Below are 17243 nucleotides of genomic sequence, written 5' to 3' on the forward strand. Positions count from 1 at the left end.
ACATCTCATGACAGACCGTTTGTCGCCCAAGGCGATTATGGACAAGCTGATCTCGTTTCCAACGGTCAGCCGCGATAGCAATTTGCCGCTGGTCGACTGGGTCGAATCCTATCTGAACAGCCACGGGATCGAGGCGCACCGTCACTATGACGAAAGCGGTGAAAAGGCGGCGTTGTTTGCCCATGTCGGCCCGTGGATCGAGGGGGCTGTGATTTTATCTGGGCATACGGATGTGGTGCCTGTCGATGGTCAGCCTTGGGACAGTGATCCCTTCACCGTGACTGAGCGGGATGGCAAGTATTTCGGCCGCGGCACTTGTGACATGAAAGGGTTCGATGCCATTGCGATTTGGGCTCTGGTCGAGGCACAGCACCGGGGCGTGACGCGACCTCTGCAGTTGGCGCTCAGCTATGATGAGGAAATTGGCTGCACCGGTGCCCCACCGATGATTCGCGCCATGCAGCCTGTTCTACCCAAAGGATCGGCGGTGATCGTGGGCGAACCATCGATGATGAAGGCGGTGACCGGACACAAAGGCGGATACGGCTACGCGACTCACGTGCAGGGATTCGAGGTGCACAGTTCGTTGATCCACACCGGGGTGAGCGCGATTATGTTTGCTGCGCCTTTGATCGAGTGGGCCAACCGAAGCAACGAAGCCAACCGAGACAAAGCCCCGGACGAGATCGCCGCGATGTTCGAACCTTCTTGGACCACGCTGCATGTCGGCGTCATCGAAGGCGGCACTGCGCAGAATATCACGGCCAAGGATTGTCGCTTTAGCATGGATATGCGGGTTGTTCCGAGTGAAAGCGCGGATGACTGGGGCGATGCTTACAAAGCGCGGGTGCGCGAAGTCGAGACCCAGATGCAGGCGATTCACCCCGAAACTCGGATTGATGTCACGCAGACTTTCAATGTTCCAGGATTAAAGCCGGAAAAAGACGGCGAAGCCGAGGCCATTGTGCGCCAGATCACAGGCGATAACGAAAGTCATGTGGTTAGTTACGGCACCGAGGCCGGACAGTTCCAGGAAGCGGGGTATTCCGCTGTGGTGTGTGGCCCGGGCAGCATTGCCCAAGCACATCAGCCTAACGAATATATCTCCGTTGCTCAGTTCCAAGCCGGCGTAGATTTTGCCGACCAATTGGTTGCGCGATTACAGGAGGGCTGAAATGCCAATTAAGAATCGTCTGGCCGAAATGCATGCAGAAATTACCGGCTGGCGTCGGCATTTGCACACAAACCCAGAATTGCTTTTCGATGTGCACCAGACTGCGCAATTTGTCGTCGACAGACTGACTGAATTCGGTGTCGATGACATCACTACCGGGGTCGGGCGGACCGGCGTAGTGGCGGTGATCAAAGGCCGTACAGATACCAACGGTCGGGTCATTGGCTTGCGCGCAGACATGGATGCGCTGCCGATCGAAGAAGCGACCGGGTTAGAATATGCCTCACAGGTTCCGGGGAAAATGCATGCCTGTGGGCACGATGGTCACACAGCAATGTTGCTAGGGGCGGCCAAATACTTGTCCGAAACGCGCAATTTCGATGGAACGGCTGTGCTGATCTTTCAACCCGCCGAAGAAGGTGGCGGTGGCGGCAAAGAGATGTGTGATGACGGCATGATGGAACGCTGGAATATCCAGGAGGTCTATGGCCTGCACAACACTCCGGGTTTGCCCGTCGGTGAATTTGCGATTCGTCCGGGGGCGCTCTTGGCCTCGTCGGATGAGTTCGAAATTACTGTGACCGGGCAGGGCGGCCATGCTGCTGCGCCGCATGAGGCGATCGATACCACACTGGTCGCAGCGCAGATCCTGATCTCGTTGCAGACGATTGTATCGCGCAACGTCAACCCAGTGCAGCGGGTGGTTTTGACGGTGGGCACCTTTGAAACCGACAGCGTGGCCTCTAATGTGATTGCGCATACCGCTCGGTTGAAAGGTACCGTTCGGACCCTCGACCCCGAAAACCGCGCATTGGCAGAGGCCAGAGTACAACGCGTCGCAACTGATACGGCGTCAGCCTTTGGCGCGCAGGCCACAGTGAGATGGGATGCCGGGTATCCCGCCACCATCAACACCGAAGCTGAGACTGAATTCGCCGCAGAGGCGGCGCTGGCTGTCGCAGGCAAGGTGGACAGTGACGTGGATCCGATCATGCCGTCGGAAGATTTCTCCTACATGCTTGAAGAGCGCCCTGGAGCCTATATCTTTCTTGGTAATGGGGACACGGAAACCTGTCACCACCCCGCCTATAACTTCGAAGATGAGGCAATACCCGCTGGTTGTAGCTGGTTTGCTGAATTGGTCGAACGACGAATGCCTGTTTAAGGAGAGAGAAACAGATGCCTGTCAAGAACCGCTTTGCAGAAATGCAGCCCGAGATCACCGCATGGCGTCGTGATCTGCATGAAAACCCCGAAATTCTGTTCGAAACGCACCGCACCAGCGCTGTCGTGGCTGAAAAGCTGCAAGAGTTCGGCTGTGACGAGATCGTAACCGGCATAGGGCGGACAGGTGTTGTCGGCGTGATCAAGGGGAAATCTGATAGCGCGGGCAAGGTGATCGGTCTGCGGGCTGATATGGATGCTCTGCCAATTCATGAGCAGACCGGACTTGAGTATGCTTCGAAAACCGATGGGGCGATGCATGCCTGTGGCCACGATGGGCATACAGCCATGTTGTTGGGCGCTGCCAAATATCTGGCAGAGACCCGCAATTTCGATGGCACGGTTGTTGTGATCTTTCAGCCCGCAGAAGAAGGCGGCGGTGGCGGCAAAGAGATGTGCGACGATGGCATGATGGACCGTTGGAATATCCAAGAAGTTTATGGCATGCACAACTGGCCGGGCAAACCGACCGGTAGCTTTGCAATCCGCCCCGGCGCCTTTTTCGCTGCGACAGATCAGTTTGATGTCACGTTGGAAGGGCACGGCGGTCACGCGGCTAAGCCTCATGAAACCGTTGATACAACAGTGATGGCGGCGCAAACCGTTATGACATTGCAGACGATTGCATCACGCAATGCCGACCCTGTGGATCAGATTGTTGTGTCGGTCACTTCTTTCGAAACATCTTCAAAGGCGTTTAACGTCATCCCGCAGCGGGTGCAGATAAAAGGTACAGTGCGTACCATGAGCGGCGAGATGCGTGATCTGGCTGAAAAGCGGATCAAAGAGATTTGTTCGGGTGTCGCAACAACATTTGGCGGAACAGCGGATGTCACCTATCACCGCGGCTATCCGGTCATGGTCAACTCCGAAGAGCAGACCCAGTTTGCAGCGAACGTTGCCCGCAGCGTGTCCGGGGAGTGTGAAGATGCAGACCTGGTCATGGGTGGAGAGGATTTCGCTTTCATGCTCGAAGAGCGCCCCGGTGCTTATATCCTTGTCGGGAATGGGGACACTGCAATGGTCCATCACCCCGAATACAATTTCAACGATGAAGCGATTCCAGCCGGTTGCAGCTGGTGGGCTGAAATCGTTGAACAGCGGATGCCTGCCGCTTAGGTACCCATAACAGGTTGAGCTTAGAAGATAGGGTCTGAGAACAAACCAGCCCATGGATGAATGTTGAAAGGGCGCGTCGATGATCTCGGCGCGCCTTTTATTTGTTTTCCATAGTGTTCTTCGAAGAACCGTCCGCTGACGTCCACGCCAAGCGCTCATGTTGGGACTACCTTCCCATTCAAGAGTTTTTTTGGCTGCGAGGATATCTACCACCACGGTGGAAGGGGCGGTATTATTGATGAGTTTCTGACTGGCCGCTTGCATTCAGCTGCCGGGAACAAGCGGTGCATCTTAGAGGCGTAGATGAGTGGCATCTCGGCTCTGCAATTTGACATCTTCGGCAAGTCCAAAGGACTAATTCTTTTTCAGGATAGGCAAGCGAGCGGGAATAGCTGTGCCGTAGACCAACTGACTGGGCAGCGGGATCTTGGCATCCACGGAGTCGGAATTGAAGTTGGCACAACGGGCCTCCCTCTTGCCACTGGGTTTCCGTGACATTGACCCGTTGACCAGCTCTATGCCGCCAATTCCCGGTGCGGATAGGGCAGGCGTGGATATGTTGGAGGCGAGCAAAGTAAACATTGCTCACTGCCAGGACCCTGAGCACATACCGCTTATTTTCTTACGTAGAAGGTCACTGGATCACCCTTCGCTGTTTTTCCCGAGGAGGAGAAAGTACGCTGACTTAGAGATATCGCCGCTCCGATATTCACCCGATCCAGAAACTTTGCATCAGCAGTTTGTTGGTCCATCTTCCCTTACCAATCAAAAGAGGCAGAGCGGCATGTACGAGAGCCGATTGGTGGGGGGAGACTATTAACATTTGTCGCATGGGACGGCGCCGATAAGGGCGGTCGTGATTGTTTAGGTAGGGGGGCTAGAGAGATTTAATTCTGGGTCCAAAGCATGTCATAAACAGCGTTTATTCCAGCGGCTTCGCGCGCCGAACTAAACCCATTCACGGCAATATCCCGAGCTGCGCGACTGAGCGCAGTGTGACGGTCGGGGTTTTTCAGGATCGTAAGGGCGGCTTTGGCCGCATCCTCTGGGGCCTCCACTGGAACTATCTGACCTGACTTTCCCTGGGATGAAAACGCGCGATAGTACCCGGCCTCGCTACCAACAAAGGGCACGCCGCTGGCCATCCCTTCCAAGGGGGCCATGCCGTAGCCTTCGTATCTGGGAAGTTGCATAACCAATGACAAACCCCGCATCGTCGAAGGAAGGTCCGCCGCAGGTATTTCGCCGGGGAACAGAATGCGATCACTCAAGCCAGCCGCTGCGATACGTTCCTGCAGGGATTTCTGAAAGGCATCGTGTTTGCCACCGGCCCGCCCAATCACCAAAGCAACCGCTCCGGGCAGGGTGGGTAGCAGGCGTAGCATTGCGTCTACAAAAACGTCAGTCCCTTTCTCGGGGCGAATGCGACCGACCGTGGCAATGCCGACAGACCCGCCATAGCCAAGTTTTTGCCACGCTGAGGCGCGTTCTTCGGCGGGGGTGAACACATCGGTGTCGACGCCATGGGGGACGACAGCACGCACATGCGGCACAAAATCAGCAGCGCGTTCCGTCGTCGCAATCACAGCATCCATCCGGCTGATTAACCAGCGCGGATAGGCCGAATGACGGCGCTGAGCAGCAGAGGTAAACACGATGCGAATGGGCAATCGCAGCACATCACGCGCCCAAATCGCCACGCGCATTTCAGGGTTACGCCGTACGTGCCAGATCGAAAAGGTCTTATCGACGGGAGGGTGTTTGGACTGGTTTCGCGCCGCAGCGGCCGTAATCGGGGTGGGACATCCAGGCAACGCGCGCCCTACAAGTTGCATGTCGAACTGGTGCGATTGCTGTCGGATAACGTTGGCAGCTGTTGCCGAAACCCCAGTAAAATTACGATTGAAATTTGTAACGTAAAGTTCTGACATAGCTTATAATTTTAACTCTTCGCAGAGAGTGTCAATTACGGAGTCCAGTGCGGTTTGCTGTGTGTTGACATAGGACCGCGCCGCCGTGCACGCAGCTTCGAAATTACTCTGATTGCCCAGCCATTTATCTACGGCAGCGGTCAGGTCGACGGCATCGCGCACCTCAACCGCACCGCCTGCCGCGATCATTGCATCAAAGGTTTCTGCAAAGTTGAAAAAGCCCGGTCCGGTAATAACAGCGGCTCCGGCTTGGGCAGGTTCAAAGGGATTGTGGCCCCCGATATCTTGCAAAGACCCCCCGAGAAAAACAAGGGGGCAAAGCGCGTACCATGTCCCGGTTTCACCAAGGGTATCTGCCAGGTAGACTTCGGTCTCTGGTGATATGTCTTCTTGCATTGATCGCCGCGCACATGTGAACCCAGAGTTCGCGATCAATTGCTGCACGTCTTGGCCCCGGTCAGGGTGTCTGGGGATCAATAGCAAGAGCAAATCTGGATGCCGTTTCAGAAGCGCCCGGTGAGTTTGCAACACAACCTCTTCCTCGCCCGGGTGAGTGGAGCTTGCGACCCAGACAGGTCGATCCCCAATGCTCTTGCGCATGCGCGCGCACAGCACCTCGTCAACAGGCAAAGGACCAGATAACGCTTTGAGGTTGGTACCGGGTTTCACACGTTCCGGAACCGCCCCCATTGCGCGCAAATTGTTGGCGGTCTTTTGGTTTTGGGTCAGAAAGAGATCGAATTGACCCAAGATAAACTGGGCTGTGTCAGGGAAGCGCTGCCATCCCCTTACGGATTTATCAGACAGGCGGGCATTGAGCAGAGCCAAATGCACGCCCGCTTTGCGCCCTTTGACCAACATCTGTGGCCATAGTTCGCTTTCAACGAATATTCCAGCATTGGGACGCCAGTGGTGATAGAACCGATTCACTGGACCATTTGCATCCAGAGGTGGGTATTGATGAATCGTGCGCGGTGGCAGGCGTTTAGCAATCAGAGCGGCTGATGTCGGTGTGCCGGATGTGATGAGGAACTGTGCCTGTGGCAGGCGTTCGCCCATCCGCGTAATCAAACTCAGGACCGAAAGGCTCTCTCCGACGCTGGCCGCGTGAAACCATATTAGCTGTCCAGCGGGTCTGGATTGACTGGCCACCCCCAAGCGTTCGTGCTGGCGCTCAACGGGTACATGCGCGCGTCGCAGTTTGCGGGCTACGGAATACCAAGCAAACGGGGCCAACACGGCAGATATTGCACGGTAAGCATAATAGAGCAGCGTTGCCTTGCCACCATTAGGCCGGGACATCTCAGCCGCCTGTGTGGCTCATGTGGCGGGTCATCTGACCATCGGCACGTTGGCGAGAATAGTCAAAGTCATGGCCTTTGGGTTTATGCTCAATAGCGGCACGAATGGCTTGTTCCAAAGGCTCTTCGGTGGTGGGGTGATCACGCAACTGCGCACGCAGATCTACCATGTCCTCTTGGCCAAGGCACATGTACAGCTCGCCAGTGCAGGTCAGGCGGACCCGATTGCAACTTTCGCAGAAGTTATGACTGAGCGGCGTTATGAACCCTATCTTTTGCCCGGTTTCTTCGAGGCGAACATAACGCGCGGGCCCACCCGAACGTTCTGCAAGATCGGTTATGGTGTAATGCTCAGCATAGCTTTTGCGGACATCTGACAGGGACCAGTACTGATCTAACCGATCCTCGTTGCCGATATCGCCCATGGGCATAACTTCGATCCAAGTCAGATCCATATCACGCTCAGCACACCATTGCGTAATGGTCGGCAGTTCGTCTTCGTTGAAGCCCTTCAGCGCAACAGCATTGATTTTGACGCGCAAGCCTGCTTTTTGCGCGGCATCAATGCCTCGCAAAACCTGTGCTAAGCGACCCCAGCGGGTGACGTCTGCAAATTTTTTCTCATCCAATGTATCAAGCGAGATATTCACACGCCGCACACCGGCATCATAGAGGTCTTGCGAAAATCGCTCTAGCTGGGAACCATTGGTCGTGAGGGTCAGTTCTTTGAGCGCGCCGCTTTCCAAATGCCGCGACATGCCTTGGAAAAAGGTCATGATGTCTCGACGCACGAGTGGCTCACCCCCGGTGATACGCAGCTTTTCGACCCCCAAGCCGATGAAGGTGGAACACATGCGATCAAGTTCCTCCAGCGTCAGCAGTTCCTTTTTCGGAAGAAAGGTCATGTTTTCCGACATGCAGTACACACAGCGGAAGTCACACCGGTCCGTTACAGAAACACGGAGGTATGTGATGGCGCGGGCGAAGGGATCGATTAGCGGAGCTCTCATGCCACATAGGTAAAGCGGAGCCCCGCCAGCGGCAAGGACAATGTGTCTTTTGGGTGGCGCCCCCTTCAGGCCAAGGCTAGGGTCCAAGGCATGAGATATATTCTATGCCTGAGTTTCGTTTTGATTGCTGGTTGTGACCAGATCCGTTCAACCAAAGACCGCCTGTTTCAAAAACCGCCGGCCGAATCGACCATTGTGGATCCGGACACGGGCCCCGCAGAAGAGGGACCCGCAGTTGAGCCAACCGAAGAAGCGTCGGCGGAGCCTGTCGCGTCGAATCCCGGTTGGGAGGGGAGCAAATCCACAATTGCGGGTCTGGGCGATCCAACCAAGGCGGGGCGGTGGATGGAGACTCCAATTGTGAGTTCGGAAATCAACGGACGTATCGTGGCACGCAAAACTGGCGCTTCGGCCTATGTGACCCTTGTTCCAAGCGGTGGCGCGCCAACTTCGGGCAGTCATCTGTCCTTGGATGCCATGCGTGCGCTGTTGGCGCCATTGGATGAGCTTGTCGAGCTAGACGTTTATTCCAATTGATTTTTTAGGAACCTGAACGCCTCTTTACGGGCAAAGGGTTTCATCGCTTCACCATGTTGATCTAAGAAATCAATCACGCGTTGCGCGTCATGCTTTGACAATTCGCGCAGCCACCATGCGATGGCTTTCTGAATGAACCAATCCCGATCCGGAACATAAGATGCCGCCCAGCCCAAAATGCGATCGCGATGTTCCAGATCCGCCTCTGATGGGTGGTTCTGTTTAGTCCAGGGCAAGGTGGCAACCAAGGCTGCGCGACGGGTCCACATATGCTCGGACTGGGTCCATTCCTGCACTTGATCCAGACGCGTTGGATCGGCTGTCAGACGCTTCTGGGCCGCCATGCAGGCGTGATCCGCAATCGCCCAACTGTCAAAATCCACAAGCCATGATTGCAACAAAGCCCAAGCCCCTTCGTCTGGTCTGATCCTTGCTTGGGTCAGTAATTTTGCTGCGGCAAGCCGGGCTTCGTAGATATCGGTTTTCCATAATTCCTCGGCCAAAGTCACACGATCGTCAACGGACAGGCTTTGTCGCCAGCTTTTGGTTAGGTCGTTGATCACAGGATTCGACACGCCGATATAGACACGCGACATCTTGTGATACGCCGCCATACCTTTGGCGCGCTCGAGGTCGGCGTGTGCTTTGATCTGGTCAAGGTGCTCTGTCAGCATAGAGGAGGGGCCTTTTTCAGCAGGGTAAGAAGGAATTAAGAGCCCGTTGGAACATCCGTGTCCATCCCATCAATGGTTTTGGTGTTCTTTTCTACCCAATAATCACGTAATTCCGTGTCAGATTTCGCATCGACCCATTTCTGCATTGTGTCACGCTCGGCTTGATAGTCCATGAAAGGCACTGCGTAGCCACACGAGGTTTGCACCATATCAATCGAAAGGTCGAAAATTTGCCGGGCACTGCGGTGGGCCGGGAAATGTTCAGCCAGTTCGGACCATCCAGCATCGTTGGTGTGATATGTGCGCGCTGTGCCGTAAGCCCGTAAGATAAGTGGGCGCGTTGTGAAGGAACACCACATCAAGGTCATGCGCGGAATATCTCGTAAATGACCGGCAGTTTCGTTGCCGCTGCCTGTTAGGTTCATCCACAAGATTCTGTTGGGTCCAAGGATCCGAAGGGAATCCATGCCTTTTGGGGAAAGGTTTACCCGCCCATCCCGCGCGGCGGACCCGGTGAAAAAGATATGCTGCTGGTGGATGAAATCCTGATGAGGCGTTTCAAGTTTTTCAAATTGCTTGGCCATGTTTGCCCTTGCTTCAGAAGAATGAATTCACGTTGATCCAAGCCTGCACGGACTGGACGATGAAAACAATATATACGAGTGCCGTGTACTGCGCCTCCACGCTATGACAGGGTGGATTGGAAGTGTTTTTGCCAAATAGACTCTTTGACCGCATATCTTTTAAGAACATTTTTTTGCGTTTTTCTTTTTAATATTCTATTTTTATATAAATTTTCAACTATTTTGCAATTTACGCACCGAAAGCACATCTCGGTGTCGAAGTGTTGATTTTCTTTGTGTTTCGTATGGTTCGGACGTATCCCAAATATAGAAAATCCAACACATGCATGAACGCTCAAGTGGCGGCGACGAATGGGGAGAGCGAGATGCGTACCGTAATTTTTGATCTGGATGGAACGCTTGCAGATACATCTGGTGATCTGTTGGCGGCAGCCAATCAGTGTTTTCAGAAAATGGGATATGGCGATGTTCTAATCCCCGGTCAGGATGCAGGCGTGGCCTTGCGCGGCGGGCGGATGATGTTGACCAAGGGGTTGGAACGTGTCGATGCATTTGATGCCGCGATTGTTGAACAGTATTACCCGGTTCTGCTCGAGGCCTATGCCGCAGCCATTGATTTGCATACGTTTATGTACCCCGGCGCCATGGATGCGGTCGAGCAATTGAAACGGGATGGGTTCGGTGTTGGGATTTGCACCAACAAACCGGCTGCGTTGGCAGAGCAATTGCTTTCCAATCTGGGGGTCAGGGATGCGTTTCACTCGATGGTTGGTGCGGACACGTTGCCCGTCCGAAAACCAAACCCAGAACCGTTGTTTGAGGCGGCCCGCCGCGCCGGGGGCGACCCTGCGCAGTGTATACTCATCGGGGATACGGATACCGACCGCAAAACAGCCAGGGCCGCGGGGGTGCCGTCAGTTTTGGTAACGTTTGGGCCCGCAGGCGGTGATATGGCGGACCTCGAACCAGAAGCACTGTTAGATCATTTCGATGACCTGCCGGGTGTTGTGGCCGGGCTTTACGCGTGAATGGCTGAAATCTCGGATTTGGGAAAGCCGAATTCAGGGCCGTGGCCTTGACGCACATATCAACGCGTCGCAGAAACGGCTTATGACAGATAGATTTACAGGCAGTTTCACCCAGCAAGAGCCGATCCCCGAAGCCGGGATCGAAGCCGCGTTGGCCGTGCTGCGCCATGGTCGGTTGCATCGTTATAATGTCGCTGATGGTGAATTGGGCGAAACGGCCCTTTTGGAACAAGAATTCGCATCGCAAACAGGGGCGAAATACTGCCTCGCGGTGGCCTCGGGCGGCTATGCCATGGCAACTGCGATGCGTGCAGTTGGGGTGCAGCCGGGGGATGCGGTCTTGACCAATGCCTTTACCCTTGCGCCAGTGCCGGGCTCGATCGCCGCATTAGGCGCACGTCCCATCTTTGTTGGCGTCACCGAAGATCTGACAATTGATCTCGAGGATTTGGCCGCAAAGGTACATTTGGCCAAGGTTCTTTTGCTAAGCCACATGCGTGGTCACCTGTGTGACATGGACCGGTTGTTGCAGATTTGCGATGCCGCTGGCGTTTTGGTGATCGAAGACTGCGCACACACTATGGGGGCTGCTTGGAACGGGATTGCGTCGGGGCGCCAAGGCATCGTTGGCTGTTATTCCTGTCAGACCTACAAGCACGTTAATTCAGGTGAGGGCGGGCTGTTGGTGACGGATGACGCGGAAATCGCGGCCAAAGCCATAATGCTCTCGGGTTCATATATGTTGTTTGAACGGCACTTGGCTGCGCCACCACAAGATGTGTTTGATCAGATAAAATATGAAACGCCCAATATCTCGGGGCGTATGGATAACCTGCGCGCCGCGATTCTAAGGCCGCAGTTGCAAGGTCTCGATAAGCAAGTGGCGCGGTGGAATGAACGCTACCGCCAACTCGAATCAGGATTGCGGGATATTCCGGGTCTGACCATGATCGAGCGCCCTGCAGAAGAGACCTATGTTGGCTCGTCCATCCAATTTTTGTTGTTGGATTGGTCAGCGGATGCGGTTCAACAGGTGCTTGCCCGCTGTGCGGCCCGTGGGGTCGAGTTAAAATGGTTCGGAGCGTCGGAACCTGCTGGTTTCACCTCGCGTTACGACAGTTGGCGCTATGCTGACAGCGAACCGATGCCTGCAAGTGACCGCGTTCTGGCGGGGATCGTTGATATGCGTGTACCGCTTACCTTTAGCCTGGACGATTGTGACCTGATCACACGGATCATTCGCAGCGAAGTTGGGGCAGTATTCCAGACGCATGCCTAATCTAAGAAAGGCGGACGATGTCCCGACCATGCTTGTTTTGACGCCCTGCCGTTTCGGTGGGGCGTTTTTTGTTTGCAGCGGGGCGGGACTGTTGGTCGCGGAGGGAACGCGAATGTTGACGCATTTCAGATTCGCTGCTATCTCGTTATTGAACACTTGTTCATATAACGCTGGAGGGAGAGCGCGATGTTCAACGCAACCATGCAATTCGATCTTGGTGAGGACGTAAATGCACTGCGTGAAATGGTGCATCGCTGGGCGCAAGAACGCGTTAAGCCGATGGCCGCCGAAATTGATCAATCCAACAATTTCCCAGCCGAGCTGTGGAAAGAGATGGGTGAACTGGGCCTTTTGGGCGTGACCGTGTCCGAAGAGTTCGGCGGTGCTGGTATGTCCTACCTTGCCCACACGATCGCCGTGGAAGAGATCGCGCGGGCAAGTGCCTCGGTTTCTTTGTCCTACGGGGCACATTCAAACCTGTGTGTGAACCAGATCAAGCTGAACGGCTCGCAGGAGCAAAAGGCGAAATATCTGCCGCGTTTGTTGTCGGGCGATCATGTTGGCGCCTTGGCGATGTCCGAGGCGGGCGCCGGGTCCGATGTGGTTTCGATGAAGCTGCGGGCGGAAAAGCGTAACGGGTATTACCGCCTGAATGGCAACAAATACTGGATCACAAATGGCCCGGATGCCGACACTTTGGTGGTCTACGCAAAAACCGATCCCGACGCGGGTTCCAAAGGTATGACCGCTTTCATTATCGAAAAGGATTTCAAAGGGTTCTCGACCTCTCCTCATTTCGATAAGCTGGGGATGCGCGGCTCCAATACAGCCGAGCTGATCTTTGAAGACGTCGAAGTTCCGTTTGAAAATGTTCTGGGCGAAGAAGGTCGCGGTGTGGCAGTTCTGATGTCTGGTCTCGATTATGAACGTGTCGTTCTGGCCGGGATCGGCACGGGGATCATGGCCGCCTGTCTGGACGAAGTGATGCCGTACATGGCCGAGCGTCAACAGTTCGGTAAGCCGATTGGCTCGTTCCAGCTGATGCAGGGTAAGATTGCGGATATGTACACCGCAATGAACTCGGCACGTGCCTATGTCTACGAAGTTGCCAAATCCTGTGATCGTGGCACTGTGACCCGTCAGGATGCGGCCGCTTGTTGTCTCTATGCCTCAGAGCAGGCGATGGTGCAGGCGCATCAGGCTGTTCAAGCCTTTGGCGGCGCAGGCTATCTGTCCGACAACCCTGTTGGACGGCTCTTCCGCGATGCCAAGCTGATGGAGATTGGGGCAGGAACATCTGAGATCCGCCGGATGCTTGTCGGTCGTGAACTAATGGCGTCGATGGAGTGAGACAGAAAAGGCCCGCATGACGAGGTGACATGCGGGCCTTAAATGTTGCCGGGCCCATCGGGCCCGCCACAATTTCGGAGGATCAGAAGCGGTGAATGTAGGATACGCCAACGATCAGGGGATCGATTTCGGCTTTGCCGATGCTTGCGCCATTCAGGGTCGCGTCGCTGCTGATTTTCATCCAACGCAGATCCAAACGGACCGCGCCGTTATCGCTGATTTGATAATCGGCACCGGCGTGCAAAGCGACACCAAAGCTATCGTCCAGTTCCAGAGTTCCCAGTCGCGAAGATTCTTCAAAGAACGTGGTGTAGTTCAGACCGAGACCAACAAACGGCTTGATCGGGCCGTTGGTTTCGAAATGGTAGTTAACCGAAAGGGTGGGCGGCAGCTGTTTGGTCTTGCCGATGTTACCCAGACCACCCAATGCGATCTCGTGCTCAAACGGCGTGGCCAACAGCAACTCGATACCGATGTTGTCGCGGACGAAGTATTCAAATGTCAAAGTCGGGCGGGTGCTGTCATCAATGCTGGCCGGAGCGCCAGCCAAAGTCCCGTTCGAAGATTTGGGGTTCACATTGGCGACACCCACACCGACGGTCCAATCCCCTTGGGATTGAGCGGCGAGAGGGGCTGCAAGGGCGACGAGGGCAGTGGTCAAAGCCAGTGCAGAGATCGTGCGTTTCATAGGTTTGCCTATTTTGATGTTGGTCTGTCTTCTAGTGACCTTGTGACTGTGCAGGTCGCAGGGGCACACAGCTCTGATCTGAATCAAAATCGAAATGAAAAATGCACTGTAGTGGGCTCAAATCATGTCTAGAAATCGTGTTTCTGCACCTGCTCAGCGGAACTCTGCTCAAACCACTGGCGAGCGTGCTACTCAGCACATACCGGGGTTGTCAGGTGGGACTAACTGGGTGCTTCCAGAGCGTTTGAATATGGCGAGGCAGTGTTTGTCTTGGGATGCGGATCAGATTGCGATTCGTGATCTAAACTCAACAACTCCTGAAAATGTGACATTCGGTCAACTTTCAGACCGCGTTGATGCAATCGCACGGAGGTTGTTGCGAGATGTCGCACCTGGTGACCGGGTGGGCGTGCTGCTCAATCAATCCGCTTGGTGTGCGGCTGCGCATTTGGCGATTTGGAAAATTGGCGCAATCTCAGTGCCCTTGTTCAAGCTGTTTAAACACGACGCGCTGCAATCTCGGGTGGGGGATGCTGGCGTCGAGCTGGTTTTGACGGATCCTCAAGGGGCTATGTTGTTGGGCGATCTGGCTCAGCCGTTGATGGTGGATCAGATTGGCGAAGACGGTGCAGACGTTCCCTATGCCGAAACACGTCCAGACGACCCAGCCGTCTTGATCTATACCAGCGGCACCACGGGCACGCCCAAAGGCGCGTTGCACGGGCATCGTGTGTTGACCGGGCACCTTCCGGGGGTGTCGATCAGCCACAATCACTTAGGCCAAGACGGGGATTGCCTGTGGACCCCGGCAGACTGGGCATGGATCGGCGGTCTGTTTGATGTGCTGATGCCGGGATTGGCCTTGGGCATTCCCGTCGTAGCGGCGCGGTTGGATAAGTTTACACCAGAGCGCTGTGCCGAAGTGATTGCACAGGGCGGCGTTCGCAATGTGTTCTTCCCCCCGACAGCTTTGCGCATGCTCAAAGCAGCAGAGCAGGGGCTCGACGGTCTGCGCTCGGTTGCCTCTGGCGGAGAGCCCCTGGGCGCAGAGATGCTCGCATGGGGCGAACAGGCGTTTGGGGTGACGATCAACGAATTCTACGGCCAGACCGAGTGTAATATGACGGTGTCATCTTGCAGCGCTGATTTTCCCGTGCAGCCCGGGTGTATCGGCAAACCGGTGCCGGGGCACACTGTACAGGTCGTTGATGAAGGTGGGCTGCCAACACGCGAAGAAGGGGACGTCGCCGTGTGTCGGGGATCCGCCTCGATGATGCTGCGCTATTGGAACCGCCCTCAGGAAACCGCCCTGAAGTATCGTGGCGATTGGTTGATCACCGGGGATCGCGGTGTCTGGGAGGGTGGCTACCTGCGTTTTATTGGGCGGGATGATGATGTCATCACCTCGGCAGGGTATCGCATTGGTCCCGCTGAGATCGAAGATTGCCTGATGACCCATCCCGACGTGGCCACCGTAGGGGTGGTGGGCAAACCAGATCCGCTTAGGACGGAAATCGTCAAAGCCTATGTCGTGCCAAAGCCGGGGGCGCAGGCTACGGCCAAAGAGTTGCAGACCTATGTCAAAGACAGGTTGGCAAGTTATTCCTATCCAAGAGAAATCACATTTCTGGACACGCTCCCTATGACCGTGACTGGGAAAGTAATCCGCAAAGAACTCAAGCGTCGCGCAGCGGCGGAACAGGAGGCTCAATCATGAAGCTATCATCCAAGGCTCTGCCTTCGTCCGAAGGTTTCAAATCCAACCGCGCCGCGCATCTGGAGGCACTGGGGTTGATCAGCACAGCGGCCGAGGCCGCGCGACTGGGCGGTGGTGAAAAATCCCGGGTCCGCCATGAAAGTCGGGGTAAAATGTTGCCGCGTCGCCGGGTTGCGAATTTGCTGGACCCCGGTTCTCCGTTTTTGGAAATCGGTGCGACGGCGGCGCATGACATGTATGGCAATGCAGCGCCCGCTGCGGGTGTGATCGCCGGGATTGGCCGGGTGCATGGCCAAGAGGTGATGGTGGTTTGCAACGATGCCACAGTCAAAGGTGGCACCTATTTTCCGATGACGGTCAAAAAGCACCTGCGCGCGCAGGAGATTGCCGAGGAAAACCATCTGCCCTGCATCTATTTGGTGGACAGCGGCGGGGCCAACCTGCCGCAGCAGGACGAAGTGTTCCCTGATCGCGACCATTTTGGCCGGATTTTCTATAATCAGGCGCGCATGTCATCCAAGGGCATCCCACAGATTGCGGTGGTGATGGGGTCCTGCACCGCAGGCGGTGCCTATGTTCCTGCGATGTCGGATGTGACTATCATCGTCAAAGAACAAGGAACTATCTTTTTGGCGGGCCCACCGCTGGTCAAAGCCGCAACTGGCGAAGTTGTGTCAGCCGAAGATCTGGGCGGCGGTGATGTTCACACGCGTCTGTCAGGTGTGGCGGATTATCTGGCCGAGGATGACAGCCATGCGCTGGCCTTGGCCCGGCGCGCAGTTCAATCGCTGAACCGGCACAAGCCATTAACAGTAAACTGGGCCAGCTCCGAAGAACCTGCTTATGACCCTGAGGAAATTCTTGGCGTGGTGCCCGGGGACCTGCGCACACCCTATGACATCCGCGAAGTGATCGCGCGTCTGGTGGATGGCTCTCGGTTTGATGAATTCAAACCACGTTTTGGCGAGACACTCGTGACTGGGTTTGCCCATGTAAAAGGCTGCCCCGTGGGTATCGTCGCCAACAATGGCGTGCTGTTTTCCGAAGCGGCGCAAAAAGGCGCGCATTTTGTCGAACTATGCAGCCAGCGCAAAATCCCTCTGGTGTTCCTGCAAAACATCACCGGCTTTATGGTTGGCCGCAAATACGAAAACGAAGGCATTGCGCGGCATGGGGCCAAGATGGTGACGGCTGTGGCCTCGACCAATGTACCCAAGATCACCATGCTGGTGGGGGGCTCGTTTGGGGCTGGCAACTACGGCATGGCCGGACGGGCTTATCAACCAAGGTTCTTGTGGACGTGGCCAAACAGCCGTATTTCGGTTATGGGCGGCGAACAGGCAGCGGGCGTTTTGGCCACCGTCAAACGCGATGCCATTGAACGGCAGGGCGGCGACTGGTCGGCTGAGGAAGAGGCCGAATTCAAACGCCCCACCATCGAGATGTTCGAAGAGCAAAGCCATCCGCTCTATGCGTCAGCACGCCTGTGGGATGACGGCATCATCGATCCACGTAAATCACGCGATGTACTGTCGCTGTCCCTAAGCGCCGCCCTGAACGCCCCCATTGATGAGACACGTTTCGGCGTGTTCCGGATGTAAGGCGGTTCGGTATGTTTCATCTTTTC

At 55.5% G+C, this 17243-nt stretch carries 16 protein-coding genes; 9 read left to right on the plus strand and 7 right to left on the minus strand.

Annotation, left to right across the window (positions count from 1 at the left end; genetic code table 11):
• Nucleotides 1-7: 7 nt before the first annotated feature.
• From argE to ABWV33_RS02035, 3 genes are read left to right on the plus strand one after another with little or no spacing between them, the layout of a single operon-like run.
• Entirely contained in the window at nt 8-1174 is a 1167-nt protein-coding gene (gene argE / locus ABWV33_RS02025) for an acetylornithine deacetylase (RefSeq protein WP_353328939.1), read from the plus strand.
• A 1-nt stretch (nt 1175) separates the two neighbouring features.
• Nucleotides 1176-2339, plus strand: coding sequence for a M20 aminoacylase family protein (locus tag ABWV33_RS02030; protein WP_353328940.1), 1164 nt, complete (start codon nt 1176-1178; stop codon nt 2337-2339).
• Nucleotides 2340-2353: 14 nt separating this feature from the next.
• Nucleotides 2354-3517 carry a M20 aminoacylase family protein gene (locus ABWV33_RS02035; protein WP_353328941.1) on the plus strand — a complete coding sequence of 388 codons (1164 nt, stop codon included), beginning with the start codon at nt 2354-2356 and terminating at the stop codon, nt 3515-3517.
• Nucleotides 3518-3871: 354 nt separating this feature from the next.
• On the opposite strand, the gene ABWV33_RS02040 is transcribed toward ABWV33_RS02035, so the two are convergent.
• The 4 genes from ABWV33_RS02040 to moaA form a co-directional block, all read right to left on the minus strand.
• Entirely contained in the window at nt 3872-4099 is a 228-nt protein-coding gene (locus ABWV33_RS02040; protein ID WP_353328942.1) for an N-6 DNA methylase, read from the minus strand.
• A 305-nt stretch (nt 4100-4404) separates the two neighbouring features.
• Nucleotides 4405-5448 carry a glycosyltransferase family 4 protein gene (locus ABWV33_RS02045; RefSeq protein ID WP_353328943.1) on the minus strand — a complete coding sequence of 348 codons (1044 nt, stop codon included), beginning with the start codon at nt 5446-5448 and terminating at the stop codon, nt 4405-4407.
• Between the two features lie 3 nt (nt 5449-5451).
• A complete protein-coding gene (locus ABWV33_RS02050; RefSeq protein ID WP_353328944.1) occupies nt 5452-6750 on the minus strand; it encodes a 3-deoxy-D-manno-octulosonic acid transferase in 1299 nt (432 codons plus the stop codon).
• Nucleotide 6751: 1 nt separating this feature from the next.
• Nucleotides 6752-7759 carry a GTP 3',8-cyclase MoaA gene (gene moaA, locus ABWV33_RS02055; protein WP_353328945.1) on the minus strand — a complete coding sequence of 336 codons (1008 nt, stop codon included), beginning with the start codon at nt 7757-7759 and terminating at the stop codon, nt 6752-6754.
• 90 nt (nt 7760-7849) lie between these two features.
• Here moaA and ABWV33_RS02060 point away from each other — a divergent pair, with 90 nt between their 5' ends.
• On the plus strand, nt 7850-8296 hold the full coding sequence (locus ABWV33_RS02060; RefSeq protein WP_113824907.1) for a hypothetical protein: 447 nt from the start codon (nt 7850-7852) through the stop codon (nt 8294-8296).
• Here the strand turns inward: ABWV33_RS02060 and ABWV33_RS02065 are convergent.
• Both ABWV33_RS02065 and ABWV33_RS02070 read right to left on the minus strand, forming a co-directional pair.
• Entirely contained in the window at nt 8284-8970 is a 687-nt protein-coding gene (locus tag ABWV33_RS02065) for a DNA alkylation repair protein (RefSeq protein WP_353328946.1), read from the minus strand. The genes ABWV33_RS02060 and ABWV33_RS02065 overlap by 13 nt on opposite strands.
• 35 nt (nt 8971-9005) lie before the next feature.
• Nucleotides 9006-9554: a pyridoxamine 5'-phosphate oxidase family protein gene (locus ABWV33_RS02070; protein WP_353328947.1), complete on the minus strand. Its 549-nt coding sequence runs from the start codon at nt 9552-9554 to the stop codon at nt 9006-9008.
• Nucleotides 9555-9919: 365 nt separating this feature from the next.
• Between ABWV33_RS02070 and ABWV33_RS02075 the strand changes: the two genes are divergently transcribed.
• The 3 genes from ABWV33_RS02075 (at nt 9920) to ABWV33_RS02085 (ending at nt 13211) form a co-directional block, all read left to right on the plus strand.
• Nucleotides 9920-10582, plus strand: a complete 663-nt coding sequence (locus ABWV33_RS02075; protein WP_113824910.1) for an HAD-IA family hydrolase — start codon at nt 9920-9922, stop codon at nt 10580-10582.
• Nucleotides 10583-10664: 82 nt separating this feature from the next.
• The gene (locus ABWV33_RS02080; protein WP_353328948.1) at nt 10665-11861 is read left to right on the plus strand and encodes a DegT/DnrJ/EryC1/StrS family aminotransferase; all 1197 of its coding nucleotides are present in this window, start codon (nt 10665-10667) and stop codon (nt 11859-11861) included.
• 186 nt (nt 11862-12047) lie between these two features.
• Nucleotides 12048-13211, plus strand: coding sequence for an isovaleryl-CoA dehydrogenase (locus ABWV33_RS02085; RefSeq protein ID WP_121999074.1), 1164 nt, complete (start codon nt 12048-12050; stop codon nt 13209-13211).
• Between the two features lie 82 nt (nt 13212-13293).
• Here ABWV33_RS02085 and ABWV33_RS02090 read toward each other — a convergent pair whose 3' ends face one another.
• Nucleotides 13294-13899, minus strand: coding sequence for an OmpW/AlkL family protein (locus ABWV33_RS02090; RefSeq protein ID WP_113824912.1), 606 nt, complete (start codon nt 13897-13899; stop codon nt 13294-13296).
• A gap of 250 nt (nt 13900-14149) precedes the next feature.
• Between ABWV33_RS02090 and ABWV33_RS02095 the strand changes: the two genes are divergently transcribed.
• Nucleotides 14150-15616 carry an AMP-binding protein gene (locus ABWV33_RS02095; protein ID WP_353328949.1) on the plus strand — a complete coding sequence of 489 codons (1467 nt, stop codon included), beginning with the start codon at nt 14150-14152 and terminating at the stop codon, nt 15614-15616.
• The gene (locus ABWV33_RS02100; RefSeq protein ID WP_113824914.1) at nt 15613-17217 is read left to right on the plus strand and encodes a carboxyl transferase domain-containing protein; all 1605 of its coding nucleotides are present in this window, start codon (nt 15613-15615) and stop codon (nt 17215-17217) included. The genes ABWV33_RS02095 and ABWV33_RS02100 overlap by 4 nt, the downstream gene beginning before the upstream one ends.
• Nucleotides 17218-17243 lie beyond the last annotated feature (26 nt).

It is taken from the genome of Phaeobacter sp. NW0010-22 (assembly GCF_040365955.1).
Lineage (GTDB): Bacteria > Pseudomonadota > Alphaproteobacteria > Rhodobacterales > Rhodobacteraceae > OMPR01.